The sequence below is a fragment of the Bradyrhizobium sp. CCBAU 45394 genome (genome assembly GCF_028128655.1).
Lineage (GTDB): Bacteria > Pseudomonadota > Alphaproteobacteria > Rhizobiales > Xanthobacteraceae > Bradyrhizobium > Bradyrhizobium diazoefficiens.
On sequence record NZ_LBIX01000162.1, the window covers coordinates 25367 to 45317 of the forward strand.

The 19951-nt window shown below is 61.5% G+C and carries 15 protein-coding genes and 1 tRNA gene; 9 read left to right on the plus strand and 7 right to left on the minus strand.

All coding sequences use genetic code 11. The features are described 5' to 3' along the window. Positions 1-3: 3 nt before the first annotated feature. Positions 4-1842, minus strand: a complete 1839-nt coding sequence (locus tag WN73_RS20190; RefSeq protein WP_271554552.1) for a type IV secretory system conjugative DNA transfer family protein — start codon at positions 1840-1842, stop codon at positions 4-6. 602 nt (positions 1843-2444) lie between these two features. Here WN73_RS20190 and WN73_RS20195 point away from each other — a divergent pair. Both WN73_RS20195 and WN73_RS20200 read left to right on the plus strand, forming a co-directional pair. Next, positions 2445-4187, plus strand: coding sequence for an SIR2 family protein (locus WN73_RS20195; RefSeq protein WP_271554554.1), 1743 nt, complete (start codon positions 2445-2447; stop codon positions 4185-4187). Between the two features lie 194 nt (positions 4188-4381). Further along, positions 4382-5605 (plus strand): argonaute/piwi family protein, encoded by a 1224-nt coding sequence (locus WN73_RS20200; RefSeq protein ID WP_271554555.1) that lies wholly within the window; start codon positions 4382-4384, stop codon positions 5603-5605. A 101-nt stretch (positions 5606-5706) separates the two neighbouring features. Here WN73_RS20200 and WN73_RS20205 read toward each other — a convergent pair whose 3' ends face one another. From WN73_RS20205 to WN73_RS20215, 3 genes are all read right to left on the minus strand, one after another. Next, positions 5707-7305, minus strand: coding sequence for a trypsin-like peptidase domain-containing protein (locus WN73_RS20205; RefSeq protein ID WP_271554557.1), 1599 nt, complete (start codon positions 7303-7305; stop codon positions 5707-5709). 341 nt (positions 7306-7646) lie between these two features. After that, positions 7647-9251, minus strand: a complete 1605-nt coding sequence (locus WN73_RS20210; protein ID WP_271554558.1) for a hypothetical protein — start codon at positions 9249-9251, stop codon at positions 7647-7649. 369 nt (positions 9252-9620) lie between these two features. Further along, positions 9621-9710: transfer RNA gene (locus WN73_RS20215), tRNA-Ser, on the minus strand. A 135-nt stretch (positions 9711-9845) separates the two neighbouring features. Between WN73_RS20215 and WN73_RS20220 the strand changes: the two genes are divergently transcribed. Beyond that, on the plus strand, positions 9846-10709 hold the full coding sequence (locus WN73_RS20220; protein WP_028174849.1) for an alpha/beta fold hydrolase: 864 nt from the start codon (positions 9846-9848) through the stop codon (positions 10707-10709). 174 nt (positions 10710-10883) lie between these two features. Here WN73_RS20220 and WN73_RS20225 read toward each other — a convergent pair whose 3' ends face one another. Further along, entirely contained in the window at positions 10884-12008 is a 1125-nt protein-coding gene (locus WN73_RS20225; RefSeq protein ID WP_011083251.1) for an ROK family protein, read from the minus strand. A gap of 324 nt (positions 12009-12332) precedes the next feature. Here WN73_RS20225 and rplU point away from each other — a divergent pair, with 324 nt between their 5' ends. From rplU to WN73_RS20240, 3 genes are all read left to right on the plus strand, one after another. After that, positions 12333-12722 carry a 50S ribosomal protein L21 gene (gene rplU, locus WN73_RS20230; protein WP_060909734.1) on the plus strand — a complete coding sequence of 130 codons (390 nt, stop codon included), beginning with the start codon at positions 12333-12335 and terminating at the stop codon, positions 12720-12722. A gap of 97 nt (positions 12723-12819) precedes the next feature. Next, entirely contained in the window at positions 12820-13089 is a 270-nt protein-coding gene (rpmA, locus tag WN73_RS20235; RefSeq protein WP_011083253.1) for a 50S ribosomal protein L27, read from the plus strand. 127 nt (positions 13090-13216) lie between these two features. Continuing rightward, complete coding sequence (locus tag WN73_RS20240) at positions 13217-13810, plus strand: GNAT family N-acetyltransferase (protein ID WP_271554562.1); 594 nt, start codon at positions 13217-13219, stop codon at positions 13808-13810. Between the two features lie 175 nt (positions 13811-13985). Here the strand turns inward: WN73_RS20240 and WN73_RS20245 are convergent, their stop codons facing one another. Next, on the minus strand, positions 13986-14900 hold the full coding sequence (locus tag WN73_RS20245) for a DMT family transporter (protein WP_271554564.1): 915 nt from the start codon (positions 14898-14900) through the stop codon (positions 13986-13988). 269 nt (positions 14901-15169) lie between these two features. Here WN73_RS20245 and WN73_RS20250 point away from each other — a divergent pair, with 269 nt between their 5' ends. The 3 genes from WN73_RS20250 to WN73_RS20260 all read left to right on the plus strand — a co-directional run bounded on the left by WN73_RS20250 (position 15170) and on the right by WN73_RS20260 (position 18656). Next, positions 15170-15649 (plus strand): MaoC family dehydratase, encoded by a 480-nt coding sequence (locus tag WN73_RS20250; protein ID WP_028174852.1) that lies wholly within the window; start codon positions 15170-15172, stop codon positions 15647-15649. A gap of 101 nt (positions 15650-15750) precedes the next feature. Further along, positions 15751-16791, plus strand: coding sequence for a GTPase ObgE (obgE, locus tag WN73_RS20255; RefSeq protein ID WP_011083257.1), 1041 nt, complete (start codon positions 15751-15753; stop codon positions 16789-16791). A 233-nt stretch (positions 16792-17024) separates the two neighbouring features. Continuing rightward, on the plus strand, positions 17025-18656 hold the full coding sequence (locus WN73_RS20260; protein ID WP_271554567.1) for an alkaline phosphatase family protein: 1632 nt from the start codon (positions 17025-17027) through the stop codon (positions 18654-18656). Between the two features lie 160 nt (positions 18657-18816). On the opposite strand, the gene WN73_RS20265 is transcribed toward WN73_RS20260, so the two are convergent. Continuing rightward, positions 18817-19794: a Bug family tripartite tricarboxylate transporter substrate binding protein gene (locus WN73_RS20265; RefSeq protein WP_271554569.1), complete on the minus strand. Its 978-nt coding sequence runs from the start codon at positions 19792-19794 to the stop codon at positions 18817-18819. Positions 19795-19951: the final 157 nt, after the last annotated feature.

Genomic DNA, 19951 nt, shown 5'->3' on the forward strand with positions numbered 1-19951 from the left:
CGATCAGCCGCTCTTGCCGACGGGCGGCTGAAAATCGACGATCGATGCAAAACGCCGGTCCCTATGAGCAACTGTACGCTTTAGCTTTACCCGATCCGGAGTGTGCGACAGGCTATTCAAGAACACGATCTGGTTCTTTTGAAGCAATTTGGGAAGTTCAGAGGCGGGCACAAGTCGCAATGCTTCGGTCGTTTTCGTCTGAACCGGCTTTCCTGTCGCGGAGTCGGGCGTCGTTGTGATCTTGATCCCGGTGTAGGTGCCAATTGCGTTCGACCAGTACTCATTTTCTTTTGGCAGAGACGCTGGAAGGTTGAAGATGTTGAGCATTTCTGCGGTAGCAATCATGGTATCCGCACCGTTGTCATTGTATGTATCAACGAGTTGGGATCGAGACTGCCAAAAGGTCCAAATTGATAATCCGTAACCCGGCAATTCTCCTACACCGTTTAAGATGGCGTCAAATCGGCCGAGCACAAACGCCTCGTCGATGAACGCGATTATGCGTTCAGTCGGTCGATTGTTGCGCACAGACGCAAACAGATCGGCGAGCAGCCAGCGAACATAAGGCGCCAGAATTGCTTTCTCCTCCCCGGCTGGTAGTACGATGAAAAGATCGACATTACCGGCAGCAAGGTCCGCTAATTGAAAAGTATGAGCTTGAACCACATCTTGCATACGGCCGTCGCGTAACCACTGTGTGGCTTGCTGAGCGGTCGAAATAAGGCTGTCGCGGGATTTTGGATCCATCTCAAGTATCGAGGCCGCAGCCCGAGATGAGTGATCCGTTGCGTGGCGGACCGCCTTCAGCATGTCGTCAGGGTTCATTAGAAGCAGGGCAGCTCCGACCGGATCAGCTTTTCCATTCCGCAGCGTTGCCAGGATCGCAGCAACGATCAGGTCGCTTGCTCGGCTTTGGAAATAACTGTTGTCACTAGGCTCCTTAGATGGAGGCAATAGAGACAGAGCCATACTTTGAAGATAGAGGATGTTTGATGGATCGACGAGTAGAAGTGGGTTCCATCGGTCCGCGCCACCGGCCATATTGAGAGGATCAATGCAGCGCACAATCCGCCCCATTGATTCGCGGCGGCGCTTCACGGCTCTGTAAGCATCGCCTTTTGGATCAATCACGACCGCTGGCCCTGCCCAAGCATCAGGTTCTGGACATGTTAGGTTTGGAATAATGAAGCCGCCCGTCTTCCCCGTTCGAGGTGGCGCGATTGTGAGAAGGTTTCCCTCCACCTGGATCCGTACGGCTTTGCCGGTGACGGGGTCGATTCCGACCTCTAACCCCTTACTCATTTTACCAACAGCTCTGTCCGACGCCCACCTGGCATCGCCATAGACTCCTGAATAGTCGCGGAGCGAGGCAGGCTTGCCGCTGAGCAGAAGAAGCGTGGCGATGAAGGCCGTCACGCCCCAGATGGCATAGAACTGCACAACCCCGCCACCACTGAACGCGGGTAACTGGCCCCGCGCCATGTCCAGATAAGTGCCGAAGATCATCGGAAAGTTGAAAAAGCGATCGAAAAAATGAAGTGCCCAGGCGGCGGGCGAAACGCCAGCGAGTTCTGGCGGCCAGCTCACTGCCAGCCAACCATGCTGCGCAACAAAAGCGGCTGGATAGCCGATCGCGAGGGCAAAACAAACAATGATGAGCGTGAGCAAAATTCTGGGATATGTCGGAGTCATTGAGAGAACGTGCTTCTTGTTGCTGTCACTATAAACCAGGCGAACTCTTACGATCGCGCGAAGAATTGGCTTGCTTTTTAGGTAACTGAAGCAAGCGGTATTAGTACGATTGTGCTCTAGGTTGCTCGACAACGTGGAGGCCTTAAGCATGCCGGTTATCACCCCAGAAGAGTTCGAAAGACAATTGGCTATGGCGAATACGCTGGAGGAAGCCAGAGAGTTATTGCTTACAGACTTGAAAGCGGCCACTCCTCGCGACTTCAGGAGTTTGCCCGTTGACAGCGACGATAGCCGACGCTCAAAGTTCGCTGAGACCATCCTCGTACACTTCTGGAAAGTAGAGGCTCGCGGCAATCCGACTCTCAAAAAGACTCAAGAGCAATGCGCCGAGCTACTCCGGCAATTCCGAGACGCGCGTGGGCGCATTGGATCGCTTATCGCGGAGTGGTCAGAAGCTGGGCGCCCCGGGTATCACTAGACTTACGCGAGCTCTTGTACCGTGCCTTAAGAGGTGGCCGCTCGCTTGCGGCACCTGATATGAGCGCCAAAGGACCTCTCCAGATCTCGTGTGGACCTCATTGCTCTGAGCTAACGTTGTTAGGTGTTCGCAGTGCCTGAAGCTGGCACCTCACCTAATTTCTCAGAGACTGCCCGGTGCCGGCGGCGAGATCGGCTGAATATTCCGGTGGGCAGGAGGTCAAGAAGCGTCCCCTTAAGTCGCACAGCGCAATTTCCAAGACTACAATGTTGGGATGTCAGCCGATTCGGTCTTTCCCGTCGTAGCTGCGGATGATTTTGCGCGCCGCTTCTCGCAACGGCGCGGAAATCTGATGTGGTTGCTCGGAGCAGGTGGATCGGCGGCCGCCGGCATTCCCACGGCGTGGGACATGATCTGGGAGTTCAAGCAGCAGCTCTACATAAGTCAGCGACGCGTCTCCCCGAAAATGGTCGCCGACCTCGCCAACCCGGCCGTCCGGCGTGAACTGCAGTCATTCATCGATGGCATCGGGAATCTGCCGCCGCCCGGCGCTCCCGACGAGTATGCGGCTCTCTTCGAAGCCGTCTATCCGAGCGAGGCGGACCGTCGAACCTACATTGCGTCGAAGGTCAGCGGCGCGAAGCCGTCCTACGGACACATCGCTCTTGCGACAATGATGAGGGGCGGACGCGCTCGCCTCATGTGGACGACCAATTTCGACCCGTTGATCGCCGACGGCTGCGCGAAGGTCTACGGCGGAACGGGTCAGTTGACGACGGTGGCGATCGAGACCGGAAGTATTGGACGCCAAGTCATCGACGAAGGGCGTTGGCCCGTCGAAGTCAAACTGCACGGCGACTTTCGATCGCGCAGGCTGAAGAACACCGGAGACGAACTGCGCGAACAGGATGCGAAGCTCAGGGCGTTGTTGATCGAAAGTTGCGGCCGGTGGGGCCTTATCGTCGCGGGCTACAGCGGCCGAGACGACTCCATCATGGACACGCTGGAGACGGCTCTCGAACGGGACCCCCCTTTTCCGGCAGGTCTTTTCTGGCTCCATCGCGGCGAGGATCCGCCGTTGCCGCGCGTCCAACGGCTCTTGGCGGCCGCCGCCCGCAAAGGCGTCGACGGCGGGCTGGTGCCGATCGAGAATTTCGACGAAGTCTTGCGCGACCTCGTTCGCCTAGCGGAGGATCTGGACACCAAGGCCTTGGACGAACTCGCTTTGGAGCGACGAATCTGGTCGCCCGCACCGCGTCCGACCGGCAAGCGCGGTTTTCCAGTGGTCCGGCTCAATGCACTCGAATTGATCGAAACGCCGACCGTTTGTCGCCGCGTCGTATGCGGCATCGGCGGCGTGGCGGAAGTCAGGTCGGCGATCGAAGCCGCAGACCTGCCGGTGCTCGCGACCCGGTCACGAGCCGGAGTACTCGCTTTCGGCTCCGACGCCGACGTGCGAGCCGTGCTTTCGGCCTACGACATTGAAAGCTTCGACCTGCACGCGATCGAAGTCCGCCGACTGCGCTACGAAAGCCAGGAGCGCGGCCTTCTGCGCGAAGCTCTGACCCACGCGCTGACCCGAGCGCACGAGATGACCGCCGATCGTCGCCGGAGCGGCGATTTTCTGACACCGTCATCGATCGACGACGCGAAGTGGGCGCCGCTGAAGAGGCTGACGGGAAGCCTCGGCGGAACCGTACCGAAGCATCCCGAATTGAGGTGGCGGGAGGGCCTGGGCATCCGGCTGGATTGGGCGGACGAGCGGCTCTGGCTTCTGCTTGAGCCGCGCACCGTGTTCGAAGGCATAACGCAGGGGAACAGAACCGCGGCGACCGATTTTGCCCGCGAGCGCACAGTGAGGCGCTACAACCCCGCGCTCAATGCCCTTGTCTCGTTCTGGTCGACGCTGTTCGCGTGCCCGGCGCGCGATATCCTGGCCCTCGGCATCAGCGCGGGCGTGGATGCGGCCTTCAGGCTCGGCGATACGACGGCTTATTCAGGAAGAGCTTGCCCATGACGAGCGAGATATCGCCTCACCTTTTCATCCCGGAAGCCGAGCTCGCATTCCATCCCGAGCGAACATCCGACGTCGACCTGCATCCCCTGCGCGGGCTGTTGCGATTTGGTCCCTATTCGTCAGGCCTAGTCCCCGATCCCATTCGGATCGCGACGATCGCGCCGGCGCGGCAGGGGGCGCGACTCTACGGCTTCATGAAAGAACTCGCCGCCGAGTTCAAGGCGACCGAACGCAAGGACTACCTTCCGGCCTGGCCCGGCTTCCGCAAGGCGTTCAATCTCGATATGCGAGGCGCCGTTAAGGATTGCCACCTCGAGTTGGACGATCGGCTGGAGTTCGAGATGAAGGACTCGGCCAGGCCCCACGTTGTGCTGGCGGATCGGCTGATTCGCGCCATCCAATCTCTCGAGGCGCGTCGGGACGCGTTCGACATTGTCTTCATCTACATCCCGCAAAGCTGGGCCGCGGGCTTCGTGGGGTCCGCCGGCGACGATTTCGACCTCCACGACCACCTCAAGGCTGCGACCGCCGCGCGACGGATTCCGATCCAATTGGTGCGCGAAGACCGGGCGCTCGCTTATCCGGACCGCGCAAGCGTCATGTGGCGCATCGGACTTGCTATTTACGCGAAGGCGGGAGGCGTCCCCTGGAAGCTCGCTGACACGGATCCTGAGGCCGCCTATATCGGTCTCTCTTACGCTGTGCGTCCGACCGAATCCGACCGGCCGCGCTTCGTCACGTGCTGCAGTCAGGTCTTCGACGCGGAAGGCGCCGGCCTAGAGTTCGTCGCATACGATGCCCACGAAATCGACGTTCAGCGGGAGAATCCGTTCATGTCCCGAACCGAGATGTTCCGTGTGATGAGCAGATCGTTGGACCTCTATCGGCGAAGACATTCGGGCCGCACGCCTCGGCGCGTCACGGTGCACAAGACGACGGAGTTCAAGAAGGACGAGATCGACGGCTGCATGGAAGCGCTGCATCTGTGCGAAGCGGTCGATCTCGTGCAGGTCGTGGAGGACGTCGGCTGGCGGGGCGTCAGGATCGAACGCGACCGGCAGAGCGGCGCCAAAGGAAAGCCTTTCGGCTATCCGGTTGAACGCGGCACGTTGATCCCGCTCGGAGATCGAGAGTGCCTGCTTTGGATGCACGGCGACGTGAAGGGCGTTGCCGAACGCTCATACTACCAAGGAGGTCGTAGCACGCCGCGACCGATCCGTCTGATCCGCCACGCGGGTCATGGTAGTTGGGACGAGACTGCCCGTTCGGCTCTCGCTCTCGCGAAGATGGATTGGAACAACGACGCGCTGTACGACATGCTGCCCGTAACGATGGCTTACGCTAAAGTGCTCGCGCGCGTCGTCAAGCGCATGGATGGCCTAGGTTCGACACCTTATCAGTTTCGCTTCTTCATGTAGCGAAATCGCCGATGTCAGTCGTCTGGCATCGCCGGATGTGTGAGTGAGCTCAAGAAGCGTGCACCGTTGAAGGCACGGTCCGGAGATCTCGCCGGATCGACCTAGGACTCGCTCAGCCAATCGGTCAGCGCGTTGACGTGCACGGCGAAATCTCTGGGCTCCCCTGGTCCGCCCTTATGATTGATACCGGCGACGGCGCCGTCCTCATCGAGCAACGGACCACCGGACATGCCTTGCGAGAGCTTTTGCGTTACCTCAATCATCGGAACGGCACTCTTTGTGGGCAACGACGTTATAGATCCGGATCGGACGTTGATCTTGTCGCCTGGGCCGAAGCTCGGAAATCCAATCGCCGTCGTGTTGTCGCCAACCTTGAGCCGGCGTTTCGACATATCGAATTCGTAGTACTCCGTGGCTTGTATTTCGTGAGCGAGAAGGGCCAAGTCGCGATGGGCGTCTTTCTTGGCAACGGCCACCTTGAATTTATTTGAAGGCTTGCTGGGGTGATAGACCGCGATCTCGGTCGCCCCCTCCACGCAATGATAGGCCGTAACGAGACCCACCGATTTCAAGAAGAAAGCCGTGCCCTGCGCGCTGCCTTCCGCTGCATCATCTCCCCAATGCTCGACCACCCACACAGCACGCTCCCTGATCTCGAAAATTGTGGGCAGAATCTCCAGTTTCTCGGAGGGGAAGAGTTTGTTGTAGCGCGAGGCCAGACTGCGGAAAACCGGGTCCGAAGGTCCTTTGATGTGCCCCACCCAGGATATTCGTCCGCGAAGATGCGACGCGAAGATCGCTTCACGACCATACTTGTCCTTGAGAATCTTCTGAGCAACCGCAGCGCCCTGTGTTTCCGTCACGAACAACGCCGCGCGGATGTTTCGCACAAATTTTCGATCGACGTTGACGAGCTCGTTGATCTTCAGGCCGGTCACCGTTCGGCGCGAATGCTTGTCGGCATAGTGGACCTTCTGCGCATTGATCGCGAAGCCGTTGGATCGGAAGGCTCCGCGAAGCCGATCTTTGAGCAGATCGGGCGAAAAATTCCCGGCCGGCGGCGGAGATCCTTCGAACAGCAAGGTCAACGGCTGGTAGCTGGAGAAAGTGATGTCATCAGCATATCTAGTGTAGATGCAGCGGCTTTCCTTTGCGATTATCTGCAATTCCTTATCCATCCGGAAGCAGATCATGTTAGAAATCACCGGACTACTAGGCGCGCCTTGCGGCAGGACACCCTCGTTGCAGCAGATCCGCGCCAGGATCTCGGCGACCCGACCATCGATGCCGAGCGCACTCATAAGACCGGATACGCGTCCTTCCGTAATGGCCGAAAAGAAGCCTTCTATGTCCAAGTTCATCACGAACTTGCTCCGGAGATGAGCCGTAGCGTTCGTCTTGACCGAACGGCCGCCCACGAAACCATGAACGGGATTTCTTGGCCTGTATATCGATGCCAGCGAGGACGCGACTTTTGTCTGCAGCATCTTCAGTCGACGGTCCGGCGCGCTTATGACGCGCTTCTTTCCTTCGCCTTTCGAAATCTCGAACTTCTGATACATGCGGCCGCGAAACCACCAGATCCTCTTGAGTTCGGCTGCCGATAAAGCAAGATGCTTCAGCAGTTCGGCTTCGCTCGTAAGCTCGTTTGGAACGGTGATCCGGATCGGAGCGCCGAAGAGAGATGCGAGGCTGGGCACGAGGTCTCCCTTCCAATCACGCCAGGCATTCAGCAAGCAACGTGGCGCGCACGATCCTTGATTAGACTTTCGCTCTTACGCCGCAGTTACGACAGCGCGTATGCGAGGGGAGACCTCGTAGATCATGAATAGCAGCGCATCCCGCTGACGCCACATCCTCGTTGAGAAATTCACATGGATATTTTGCCTAAGGTCGCCAACCTTGCAGATCGAAGCCTCCGAACTTCAGCTTGGTCTTAGCTTCATCAGCAAAGGTCCTAGGCGAAAGGGGGCTCTGGTTACTATTGCCTATGTCGACCAACGATATAAAGAGAACGCGGTCGCGGCAGCTCCGACTATAGTCAAATTCGAGACCTCGGACGTCCGATCTTGCGCTGCTCGGATGCCATGGCTTCGAAATCCAGACCCTCGAACATCGACCAGTCGATTTCCCTCGGCAGTTCGAAATTGGCCAGCTCCTGGCACTGCTTGCGGCGCAGCGCGGACTGCTGGCCGTAGTTGCCGTGAACGTCGTTTGCCTCGTGGCCCATCTGCAACCTGGTGGCCTCGTCATCGAGATCCTCCTCGATGAACATCTCTTTGGCGCCATGCCTCAAGGAGTGGGCCACTTCGATATTCATACCGATAGCGCCGGCCTTCTTGAGGAGACGATTTACGCGCTTCGAAGCAACGTCACCGGGATCGGTCGTGGTTGCGAGCAAGCGGAAGATGAAATTGTCGCCCTGCGCGGCCGCCCACTCGACGAAGCCGATACGGCGGAAAAAATCATGCAGCACGAAGAAGCGCAAACTGGCCTCTGTTTTAAAGCCGACGCGCTTGTACATTCCTTTTTCTTTGTCATAAACGATGCCGTTGACGCGCACGATGTCGACACCATGCTTCCGGTCAATATCGCTGCCCCGGATGAACGGAAGGATTCCGATTCGGCGCGACGAGAGGAGGCACAGGGGCCCCAGCATCGCGTCATCCAGATAGCCGCTCTCCACACCCAGTCGGAAGACCTTGTCAACTTTTTCATAGTCAAGCGCTTCGCGCTTCACTGAAGGTTTGGCGTTGTCCGGCCAACGCACCCGATAGCCCTCGAATGGATTGCGAAGTCGGTGCAAGCCAACGGCGCCGTTAATGATAGCTCGCACCGTCTGAACGTATCCGTCTTGGATGGTTTTCAGGGCCAGAGGCTCGTAGCAGCTTTCAACCTTGTTCTTTTCGATTGCTGCATGGATGCCCATCTGCCGCAGCTCTTCGGTATTTGCGCCTTCACGCGAAAGCTCAACCGGAACATACTGAAGCTCGTTGACAAAATTCTGCAGGTCGATCGGCAAATAGCAATCGATCGGTCGATCTCCGACAAGGGCTTTGAAAGTTGCTGCACGCATCCGGCCAGTGCTGATGGCACTGTCAGACGCTCCTCCGGCCTTTCGCAGCTCGAAATATTCGTCTTCTAGCTCACTGAACTTGGGCGCGGTCGAGGTTTCGACGTTAGGCGCAGCGACCGTCGGCGCCGGCTCGGGCTTCACCGGCCTGAAGTCACGCGGCCTGCGGCTGGTCGACGTCGCCGAGGTCTGCTCCAGAATGGCAAGTTGCCGGTCGGCGACTTCGGTGAGCTTGCCGAGCACGTTTGAGAGCGGCTCGCCGCCAGGGGCGATTCCTGCGCCAGCCCGCCAACGATTCCAGACGTCTTGGCGCAGCAGGTCGGCTCGGGCCACGACCGTTGGATTTCCTGCTCCTCCCTTGCTGACCTCTCTTTGGATTAGCACCGCCTCCTGGATCGAGGCGATATCGCGAAGCGCGTCCGGCGAGAAATCCGGCCACGGCGGGGGATTGGCGATTTTAGCCGCCGCCGCCTCCAAGAAGGCGAGCATGTTCGCTAGGAATTCCTCAGGGCTGTTGCCCTTCGGAAACCCGACGTCGCTGCACGGGATCTCTCCCCCGATGTCAGTACTCACCCCGCCTCTCCACTGGCTGAAACCGGTCTGCGCCAGCGCGCCCAGCCAAGACGCCCGCCGCTGCGCCTCACGATGCGGAAGCACCCCAAGTCGCACCCGAATAGGAGCGCATGACGGCAGTCTGGCTGCAAGGTTTGCGGGGGGCCTAATCTGGAAGAAATACGTGGAAAGCCGGCGCACCAGATAGGTTGGCGCCCGGCCGGGCCCTCTCGGCCAGCGCGCCGGGCCCGTGGACGCCCTTTTCTGTTGGACTACTTCGTGGACTACATTGCGGGATACACGCTTCGACACTGGCACACCTGGGCAGGCCGGAAGCGTTGCTTTTCGAGGTTTTCGGCGTTGGAAAGTGGCGGTCGGATGCGAGTGACCTGGCGGAGAGGGAGGGATTCGAACCCCCGATAGGCTTGCACCTATGCCGCATTTCGAGTGCGGTGCATTCAACCACTCTGCCACCTCTCCTGAAGGCGCCAAGTAAGGAGCAGGGCCCCTGTGGTTGGGGGCGTTAATAGGCGAGGATGGCGGGCCAGACAAGGCGCGAAAGGGGAAAATCCGCTGCCTCTTTCAACCCCCATCCTTCGCCCGGGAGGAACCGCGATGGAGCATCTGACGATCAAGGCCAATGGCGCCAATTTCCACCTGGTTCGCGCTGGAAAGGGCAAACCGCTGCTTTTGCTGCATGGTTGGCCGGAATTCTGGCTGACCTGGGAGCCGGTGATGGCCCGGCTGGCCGATCGCTTCATGCTGATCGCGCCCGACCTGCGCGGCTTTGGCGACAGCGACAAGCCTGACGGGCCTTACGGGCCGGACGGCCATGCCGCCGACATGCTTGCGCTGATGGAGGGGCTCGGCATCGAGCGATTCGCCGTGGTCGGCCACGATGTCGGCGGCGCCGTGATGCAGCCCCTGGCGCGGCAGGCACCGGGCCGGCTCGCCGGTCTCTTCTTCTTCGATTTCGTCTATCCCGGCATCGGACCGCGCATGGCGGCGCCCGACCGGCTCAACCACATCTGGTACCAGTCCTTCCACCAGATGGAGATGGCCGTGCGGCTCGTCGGCGCGAGCCGCGAGAGCTGCCGGCTCTATATCAGTCACTTCCTGAAGGGCTGGGCGCATCGAAAAGACGCCTTCGACGACGTCCTCGACGCCTTCGTCGACAATTTCTCTAGGGTGGGCAACCTTGCCGGCGGCTTTGCGCATTATCGCGCCTCGCATGCCGGGCGCGTCGCGATGATGAAGGGCGAAGCTCCACAGCTTCCGCCGATCGACGTGCCGACCTGCGTCCGCTGGGCCGAGCACGATCCGCTGTTTCCCTATGCGTGGACCGACCGGCTCGGCGAGACGTTCAGCGCGCTCGATCTCGCGATGTTTCCCGGCGCCGGCCACTTCCCGCATCGGGAAAATCCCGACCACGCGGCCGCGGAGATCGCGGCGTTCTTTCAGCGCGTCGGCTGGAGTTGAGTCCGGATAAGGGGTGGGACCGCCAGACGCGGTAAACACTGGCGGTCCCGTGCCGCTCATTGCAATACTGACCGGGAAGGGCGGCTTCGCCGGCCAGGTGAGGCGACAGATTCGACCGTAGCGGGTGCCCCATGCACCGCAACGCAATCCGTCCCTTAACCTAACCAGTCAAGGTTACTCCTTGTCAGACTTGGCCTTTTTCTTCCCATTCTCGGTAGAATCACGGTCTTTCCCATTGTCCTTGCGGCGGTTGGTGAAGCGCGCATTGCCGAGGCCCGTGCCGATGGTGAGCACGCCCCAGCGCTCGACATCCTGCATGAACGGCACCTCGGAGAGGCCCTGAACCACGCCGTCATTGTGCATCAGGATCGCGGTGTCGTGCTCGCCGATCTCGGGAATGCCCTCGATCAGGCTCGCCGGCAGGTTGAACTTGCTGCTCTCCCAATTGCCCGGCAGGTTCTGCGCGCCCTTCTCGATCGAGCCGTCGGCGTCGATCACACCGGGACAGGCGATGCCGATGAAGGGCGCGAGCTTGAAGCCTTCGGTCTCGGCCTCGGCGATCAGCCCCTTCAGCATCTTGGTGAGCCGCTTCACCGCGCCTTCGCGCGTCGGCTCGTCGTCGGCATGACGCCATAGCTCGGATTTCACGACCTTGGCCTTCGACAGGTCTTTTGCCTTTTTCCAGCTCGTTTCCACCAGGCCACAGCGGATATTCGTACCGCCGATATCGACGGCGAGGATGCTGTCATGAGCCTCGAAGATCCATGACGGCGCCAGATGCAGCGCACCGATCAGGCCGGCTTCATCGGGATGATGGCGGATCGGCTGCATGTCGATCTTGAAGTCCTCGGATTTCAGGATGATCTCGGTGCGCGCGATCGCGAGCTCGCCGAGCCTGGAATCACGAAATCCGCCGCCGACCATGATGCGCTCGGTCTTGGCCCAGGCCTTGGTCTTGAGGAAGCGGCGCGTGACATAGGCGAGCTGCTGGGCGAAATCCTCGATCGCGCTGTGGACCAGCGCCGAGGCCTCGGTGTCGTCGCCGATCAGGATCGCATCCAGCGTCTTCTTGCTGATCTGGTCCGAGGGTTCCTTGCCGAACGGGTCCTCGCCGGTCTTGCGCAGCGGCTTGCGCCAGCGGTCGAGGATCTCGCGGAACGCGCCCTTGCTGGCGCGGTCGCCGAGAAAACCGTCCTCGTCCTTGATCTCGATGTTGAAACTGTCGACGTCCACCGACGGCAGGCGGCTCGCGCCGTGCTGCGCAATGCCCGTCGTCGCGACCAGTTCGTCCGTTGCCATGGGACCCTTGCCCGCTTGCGAAATCTGGGGGACAACGGCGCGGGAACCCGTTGGTTGCAACGCCGGGGCAGAATCGGCGGACGGGCGGGCGGCCAAATCCTTCAAATCCGGGCCTTTTTCAGCGGTTTTCCTTGACTTGCGGCGTCCGGCGGCTATAAGTCCCACACCCGGCGCGGGGCGTTTCTCGCGCCGCTTGTTTTTGCGTGGGTTTTCAAAGGGATAGCTCCCACCCGCACAAAACTCGCATAAACCCATAGCGACTGACAAAAAGCCGGCCCCGACAGACTGTCGCGAGGCCGGGATTGAACACGAAGGAAAACAACGATGTTCGCAGTCATCAAAACCGGCGGCCGGCAGTACCGCGTCGCTCCGGATGATGTCCTGGAAGTAGGCAAGATCGAAGGCGAAGTCGGCTCGATCGTGCAGCTGAATGAAGTTCTGGTGGTCGGCGGCGACACGCCGATCCTGGGTCTGCCCACGGTGGCCGGCGCGTCCGTTGCGGTCGAGGTGCTCGACCACAAGCGCGGCCCCAAGGTCATCGCGTTCAAGAAGCGCCGCCGCAAGAATTCGCGCCGCAAGCGCGGCTACCGCGACGAGATCACGGTGCTGCGCGTCAGCGAGATCCTGACGGACAACGCCAAGCCCACCAAGGGGCCGCGTCCGAAGAAGGAGAAGGTCGCCAAGGAAGCGGCCAAGGAAGACGCCGCCGCATAAATTGATCACGCCAATTCACGAATTGATGCGTGAGAAATTATGAAATGATTCCGTCAAGGAATTGATCTAGAACTACTCAGGATTTCGGAGACGAGCCATGGCTCACAAAAAAGCAGGCGGTTCATCGCGCAACGGTCGCGATTCAAAGGGCAAGCGCCTCGGCATCAAGGCGTTCGGCGGGGAAGTTGTGATTCCCGGCAACATCATTGCGCGTCAGCGCGGCACCACCTGGCATCCCGGCCTTAATGTCGGCATGGGCACGGACCACACTTTGTTCGCCAAGATCGAGGGTCGCGTCACGTTCCAAGCCAAAGCCAACGGCCGCACATTCGTATCGGTACTCCCGATCGCAGAGGCGGCTGAATAGACGGTGGATCAAATTTGGAGTCCGCCGGGTCCTGACCAAACCGGCGGAGTCCACAAATAGGCTCCAGGGGAGGCGGGAAACCGGCCTCCCCTTTCGTTTTGTCTTAGTGACTTCGACGGAGCCGGACATGTTGCAGGATTTTTCGAGCACCACCTTGCGGGAGGCGAGACCGAGCGTCGTCGCCACCGAACGGCTGACCTTGCGGCGGCCGACCCTCGCCGACGTCAGGACCATCGCCCGGCTCGCCAATGATCGCCGCGTCGCCGAGAACACGCGCCGCCTGCCGCATCCCTATTCGCAGGACGACGCCATCGAATTCGTCCGCGCCACCGCCGAGATCGGCAGCGAGACCGTGTTCCTGATCGAGCACGACAGCGGGCCGGTCGGCATGGTCGGGATCGACTGCTCGAAGCCCGACAATGCCGAGCTCGGCTACTGGCTCGGCGTCGAGCATTGGGGCCAGGGCTTCGCCACCGAGGCCGCGCGCGGCGCGATCGACTTCTTCTTCGAGGAGTTCGAGGACGACCACCTCCATGCCGGCGCGCGTGTCACCAACCCCGCCTCGCGCAAGGTGCTGGAGAAGTGCGGCTTCCAGTGGAGCGGCGTCCAGCTGCACCGCTTCCTGGCGCTGGGCTCGTCCACGCCCGTCGATTGCTTCCGCCTGTCGCGCGGGGTGTGGGCGTCGCTGAAGAGCTGGAGCAGCGCAAGACGGGTGAGGTAGGGCGCGTCCTCAATCACCGCTGTCGTCCCGGGGCGCCGACGAAGTCGCGAGCCCGGGACCCATAATCCCAGGAAGAAGTGCGAGGCGAAGCGCCCACTCCGAGTCTTCGTCAAACCACTCCCTGTGGGTATGGGTCCCGGGCTCGCGCTGCGCGCGCCCCGGGACGGCGTTGTGGCTACGCCGGCGGATTTACCTCGTTGCTCGGGCGCCCCAGATCGCGCTCACGCAAGTAGATATAGAACCCGGCGCCGATGATGATGGCGGCGCCGACGATCGTTGCTATCGACGGCACGTCGCCGAACACGACGAAGCCGAAGATCACGGCCCAGACGATCATCGAATATTGATAGGGCACGACGACGCTGGCCGGCGCGAGCTTGAGGGACCGGTTGACGCAGAACAGCGCCGTCACCGAGATGCATCCGGCCAGGGCGAAGATGACGAGGCTGCCTGATGTCGGCGGCACCCAATGGAATGCCGACAGCACCGCACCCAGCGAAAACGTGCCGACGAATTGCGAGGACGCCATCACGATGTCGGGGGTCTTGCGCAGGCTGCGGGTGATCAGCATCAGGGTTGCAAAGGACAGGCTGCCGCCGAGCGCGATCAGCGCCGGCAGGCTGACGGTCTGCGCCGACGGCCGCAGCGCGATCACGACGCCGCAGAAACCGATCAAAATCGCCGTCCAGCGCCGCCAACCCACCTTCTCGCCCAGGAAGATCGCCGACATCGCGGTGACGAAGATGGGGCCGGCGAGGTAGTACGTGATGACGTCGGCGAGCGGCAGATAGACCGTCGCAAGGAAGAAGGCCGCCACTTCCAGCGTCGAGAGCACGACGCGGAACAGCTGCAAGCGCGGCCGCTCCAGATGCAGGAACTGGCGACGCTGCCGCCAGATCAGCGGCGACAGCAGCAACAGCGCCGCGCAGGCGCGCAGGAACAGCAGCTGCCCCACCGAATAGGTCCCCACCAGGAACTTGCCCATGGCGTCGCCGAACGAAAACATGAAGATCGACAGCGCCATCAGCGCAATGCCGGCGAGGCGCGCGGAGCGGTCGTCATAGGCGGAGAGGTTCTTGAAGAAGGGCATTGAAACGAGTCGGAGTGTGAGAGGTCGTCATTGCGAGCGAAGCGAAGCAATCCAGACTGTCTCCACCGCGGCAGTCTGGATTGCTTCGTCGCTTCGCTCCTCGCAATGACGGGCGGAGAGAGCACGGAAAACCCGCGATTAGCGTCGCTTGCGGTCGTTTTAATGACGTGAGCGACTGGGACAAGCCCGCCACCGCCGAATTGAACGGATTGTCGCACTCTTCGCGTCGCGGTAGCGATAGGCGCCTCATCGACAAAGAGAGCTTTGACATGACCGACTTCGATCCGGCCCGGCACCGCATGATCCCCACGCAACGCTGGTTTGAGGATTTCGTCGTCGGCGAACGCTTCGTGCTGCCGAGCCGGACCCAGACCTCGGCGGTGTTCGCGGCGTTCCAGACCGCGAGCGGCGACACCCACCCCGTGCATTACGACGTGGAATATTGCCGCAGCCGCGGCATGCCGCATCTGCTCGCCCACGGCTTCCAGACCTTGATCCACACCGCGCCCGGCGCGGGCCTGTTTCCGTTCATGGTCGAGGACTCCCTCGTCGGCTTCCTCGAGCAATCGAGCCGGTTCCTCAAACCCGTGTTCGCCGACGACACCATCTATCCCGCGCTCGAGGTCACCGAACTCGCGCCGGGACGCTCGACCGGCGTGGTGACGCTCAAAAGCACCGTGTTCAACCAGCGCACGGAGCTGGTGCTGGAGGGCATTCAGAAATTCCTGATCCGGCGACGGCCCCACTGAAGTCGTCTTGGGTTAAGCAAGGGGCGAAATTCGCGGAATTTCGGCCGGTTTGCGGGTAAGTCCGGGTTGCCGCGGGGGACCGGCTGGCCTACCTATGGCCCATGAAATTCCTCGACGAAGCAAAGGTCTATATCCGCTCCGGTGACGGTGGGAACGGCTGCGTGGCGTTCCGCCGCGAGAAGTTCATCGAATTCGGCGGCCCCTCCGGCGGCAATGGCGGCCGCGGCGGCAACGTCATCATCGAGGTCGCGGACGGGCTCAACACGCTGATCGACTACCGCTACCAGCAGCATTTCAAGGCCCAGAAGGGCGAGAATGGCGCAGGCTCGGACCGTCACGGCGCCAACGGCAAGAACATCGTGCTGAAGGTGCCGATGGGCACGCAGATCTTCGATGAAGACCGCGAGACGCTAATCCACGACTTCACCAATGTCGGCGAGAAATTCGTGCTCGCCGAGGGCGGCAATGGCGGCTTCGGCAACGCGCATTTCAAATCCTCGACCAACCGCGCGCCGCGCAACGCCAATCCCGGCCAGCCCGGCGAGGAGCGCTGGATCTGGCTGCGGCTGAAACTGATCGCGGATGCGGGCCTCGTCGGCCTCCCCAATGCTGGCAAGTCGACCTTCCTCTCCAAGGTCAGCGCGGCCAAGCCGAAGATCGCCGACTATCCCTTCACCACGCTGCATCCGCAGCTCGGCGTCGTGAATGCCGACGGCCGCGAATTCGTGCTGGCCGACATTCCCGGTCTGATCGAGGGCGCGCATGAAGGCGCGGGCCTCGGCGACCGCTTCCTCGGCCATGTCGAGCGCTGCCGCGTGCTGCTGCATCTCGTTGATGCGACCTGCGAGCACGCCGGCAAGGCCTACAAGACCGTGCGCACAGAGCTCGATGCATATGGCGGCCTGCTCACCGACAAGATCGAGATCGTCGCGCTGAACAAGATCGACGCGGTCGAGCCGGACGAGCTCAAGAAGCAGAAGGACCGGCTGAAGCGCGCCGCCAAGAAGACGCCGCTGCTGCTCTCCGCCGCGACCGGAGAGGGCGTCAAGGAAGCGTTGCGCGCGCTTGTCGCAGTGATCGGCGAGGCCCCGGTGTCCGCCAAGGCGAAGAGCGCCGCCGAAGCCGAGCCCTGGTCGGCTTAAACTATCTCCCCTGGGTTGTCCCGGCGAAAGCCGGGACCCATAACCACCGAATGCGATTTGGCGAAGATTGGTCATTGCCATCTCGCGCCATAACATCTTCTGAGGAGTATGGGTCCCGGCCTTCGCCGGGACGACATTGGAGTGTAGGCTGCGGGCACCCGCATCACTGGCAGGTTGTCACCGGCGCTCTAATATCGCAGCATTAAACAAGCAAGAAACGGCAGGGATGACGCATGGCGCGCGCGAAGAACGTTCTCTGGATCATGTGCGACCAGCTTCGCTATGACTATCTCGGCTGCACCGGCCATCCCACGCTGAAGACGCCCAACATCGACGCCATGGCGAAGCGCGGCGTGCTCTTCAGCAAGGCCTACGTGCAGTCGCCGATCTGCGGGCCCTCGCGGATGTCGTTCTACACCGGCCGCTACATGCGCTCGCACGGCTCGCACTGGAACGGCTGGCCGCTGCGCGTCGGCGAGCCCACGCTCGGCGATCACCTCAAGAAAATCGGCGTGCGCAATGTGCTGGTCGGCAAGACCCACATGGCGCCCGACCTCGAAGGCATGAAGGCGCTCGGCATCCCGCCGGAATCGATGATCGGCGTGCACGTCGCCGAATGCGGGTTCGAGCCCTATGAACGCGACGACGGCCTGCATCCGACCGGAAGGCCGCGCCCGAAATACGACGAGTATCTGCGCCAGCAGGGATTCGAGGCTACAAATCCCTGGGAGCATTGGGCCAATTCAGGCGCGGCGGAGGACGGCTCGTTGCAGAACGGCTGGCTGCTGGTGCATGCCGACAAGGCTGCGCGCGTGCCGGAGGAGCATTCCGAGACGCCCTACATGACGCGGCGCGCGATGGATTTCATCAGCGAGGCCGAGACCGACGGCAAGCCGTGGTGCCTGCATCTGTCCTACATCAAGCCGCACTGGCCCTACATCGCGCCCGAGCCTTACGCCAGCATGTATTCGACGGACGACATGATCCCGGTGATCCGCTCCGAGCGCGAGCGGCAGAACCCGCATCCGGTGTTCGGCGCCTATATGGACATGCGCTACTCCCACAACATGGCGCGCGACGACGCTCGCGAGAAGGTGATCCCGACCTATATGGGCCTGATCACGCAGATCGACGACCAGATGGGCGCGCTGATGAAATTCCTGGAAGAGCGCGGCCTGCTGGACACCACCATGATCGTGTTCACCTCCGATCATGGCGACTATCTCGGCGATCACTGGATGGGCGAGAAGGATCTGTTCCACGAGCAGTCGGCAAAGATTCCGCTGATCATCATCGATCCCTCCCGGGAAGCCGACGCCACGCGCGGCACGCGCAGCGACGCGCTGGTGGAGGGCATCGATCTTGCGCCGACCTTCGTCGATTATTTCGGCGGCAAGGTGCCGGGCCACATTCTCGAAGGACGCTCGTTGCTGCCGCTGCTGCGCGGCGAAAAGCCGGAATGGCGCAAGGTCGCGTTCTCCGAATACGACTACGCCATGCAGGACGTGCGGCTGAAGCTGAACCAGCCGATCGAACGCTGCCGCCTGTTCATGGTGTTCGACGGCCGCTGGAAATACATCCACGCCTCGGGCTTCCGTCCGATGCTGTACGATCTCGAGACCGATCCGGAAGAGTTTTTGGATCGCGGCGATGATCCTGATTGCGCCGGCATCATCGCGCGGTTGCAGGCCGAGCTGTTCGACTGGGCGCTGCATCCCAACGACCACATCACCACGCCGCGCGAGAAGATCGCGGCTTATGCCGACAACCAGCTCCAGGTGAAGGGCGGTGTTTTGATCGGCATCTGGGACGAGGCCGAGCTTGCAGCGATCAAGGACGGCATCGCGCAGCGCGCGAAGCTTTGAGTCTGTCTTCGCCTCTCCCCGCTTGCGGGGAGAGGCCGGATCGCATCGTCAGATGCGATCCGGGTGAGGGGGACTCTCCGCGAGTCCAACTGCCACCGTCCCCGCGGAGACTCCCCCTCACCCCGACCCTCTCCCCGCAAGCGGGGAGAGGGAGAAGAATTCAATTCTCGATCTTGTATCCCGTCGCCTTCACGATCGGCTGCCAGAACGCCGTGTTGGCGGCGAGCTCCTTGGTCAGCTCATCCGGGCTGCTGCCGACCGGGATCAGGCCGATCGCAGTGAGCTTCTCCTTCACCTCGGGCTTGGCGAGGGCGGCGCTCGCGGCGGCGCCGAGCTTGCTGGCGAATTCCGGCGGGCTGCCGGCGGGAAGCCACATGCCGTACCAGGCATCCGCAACGAGAGCGATGCCGCTCTCCTTCAGCGTCGGCACCTCCGGCGCGAAGGGCGACCGTTCCGCGCTCGAGACCGCGATGACCTTCACGCCCTTGGCGCGGTGCTGCGGCAGCGCATCGGCCAATGTCACGATGCCGAACGACAGATGGCCGCCGATGAGATCGTTGAGGATCGGCGCGCTGCCGCGATAGGGCACGCGGGTCAGGGGAATGCCGAGATCCTTCTCGAGCTTGGAGCCCATGAAATGCGGAATGGTGCCGTTGCTCGGCACCCCGAACGACGTCTTGTCCGGATGCGCCTTCAGCCAGGCCACGAATGACTTGAAATCGGCAGCATCGATCGCCGGGCCGATCACGACGGCGAATTCGAACCGCGCCAGCAGCGACACCGGCATGAAATCCTTGGCCGTGTCGAAGCTCGGCGTCGTCTCCACCATCGGCAGCAGATACATGGTGGGGCCCGTCGTCACCAGCACCATGCTGCCATCGGAGTTCGCACCCTTCACCGCCTTGATGCCGATCAGGCCGTCGCCGCCAGTGCGGTTCTCGACCACGATGGTCCTTTGCAGCACCGGCGCCATCTCCTGCGCGATCAGCCGGCACAGCGTGTCGCCGCCGGCGCCCGCCGCGAACGGAAAGATGATTTTTGAAAGCCCCGCCTGCGCTTGCGCCCCGCCCGCCTGTGCCAGCAGCGGCAGCCCAAGACCTCCTCCAAGACATCCGGCCATGAATTTGCGGCGATCCATACGTTTCCCCTTCCAGCCCGTCATTGGTTGCCGGCATTAGAACCGCCCCCGCGCTCAAGACAAGGCCGAAGACCAAGCCACGTTGCGCCGTTTACCGGGCCAGCCGCCTTGCGCCGGCCATCGTCCTGCTGCAAAAGCAGGCCTTATCGGAGCCGCT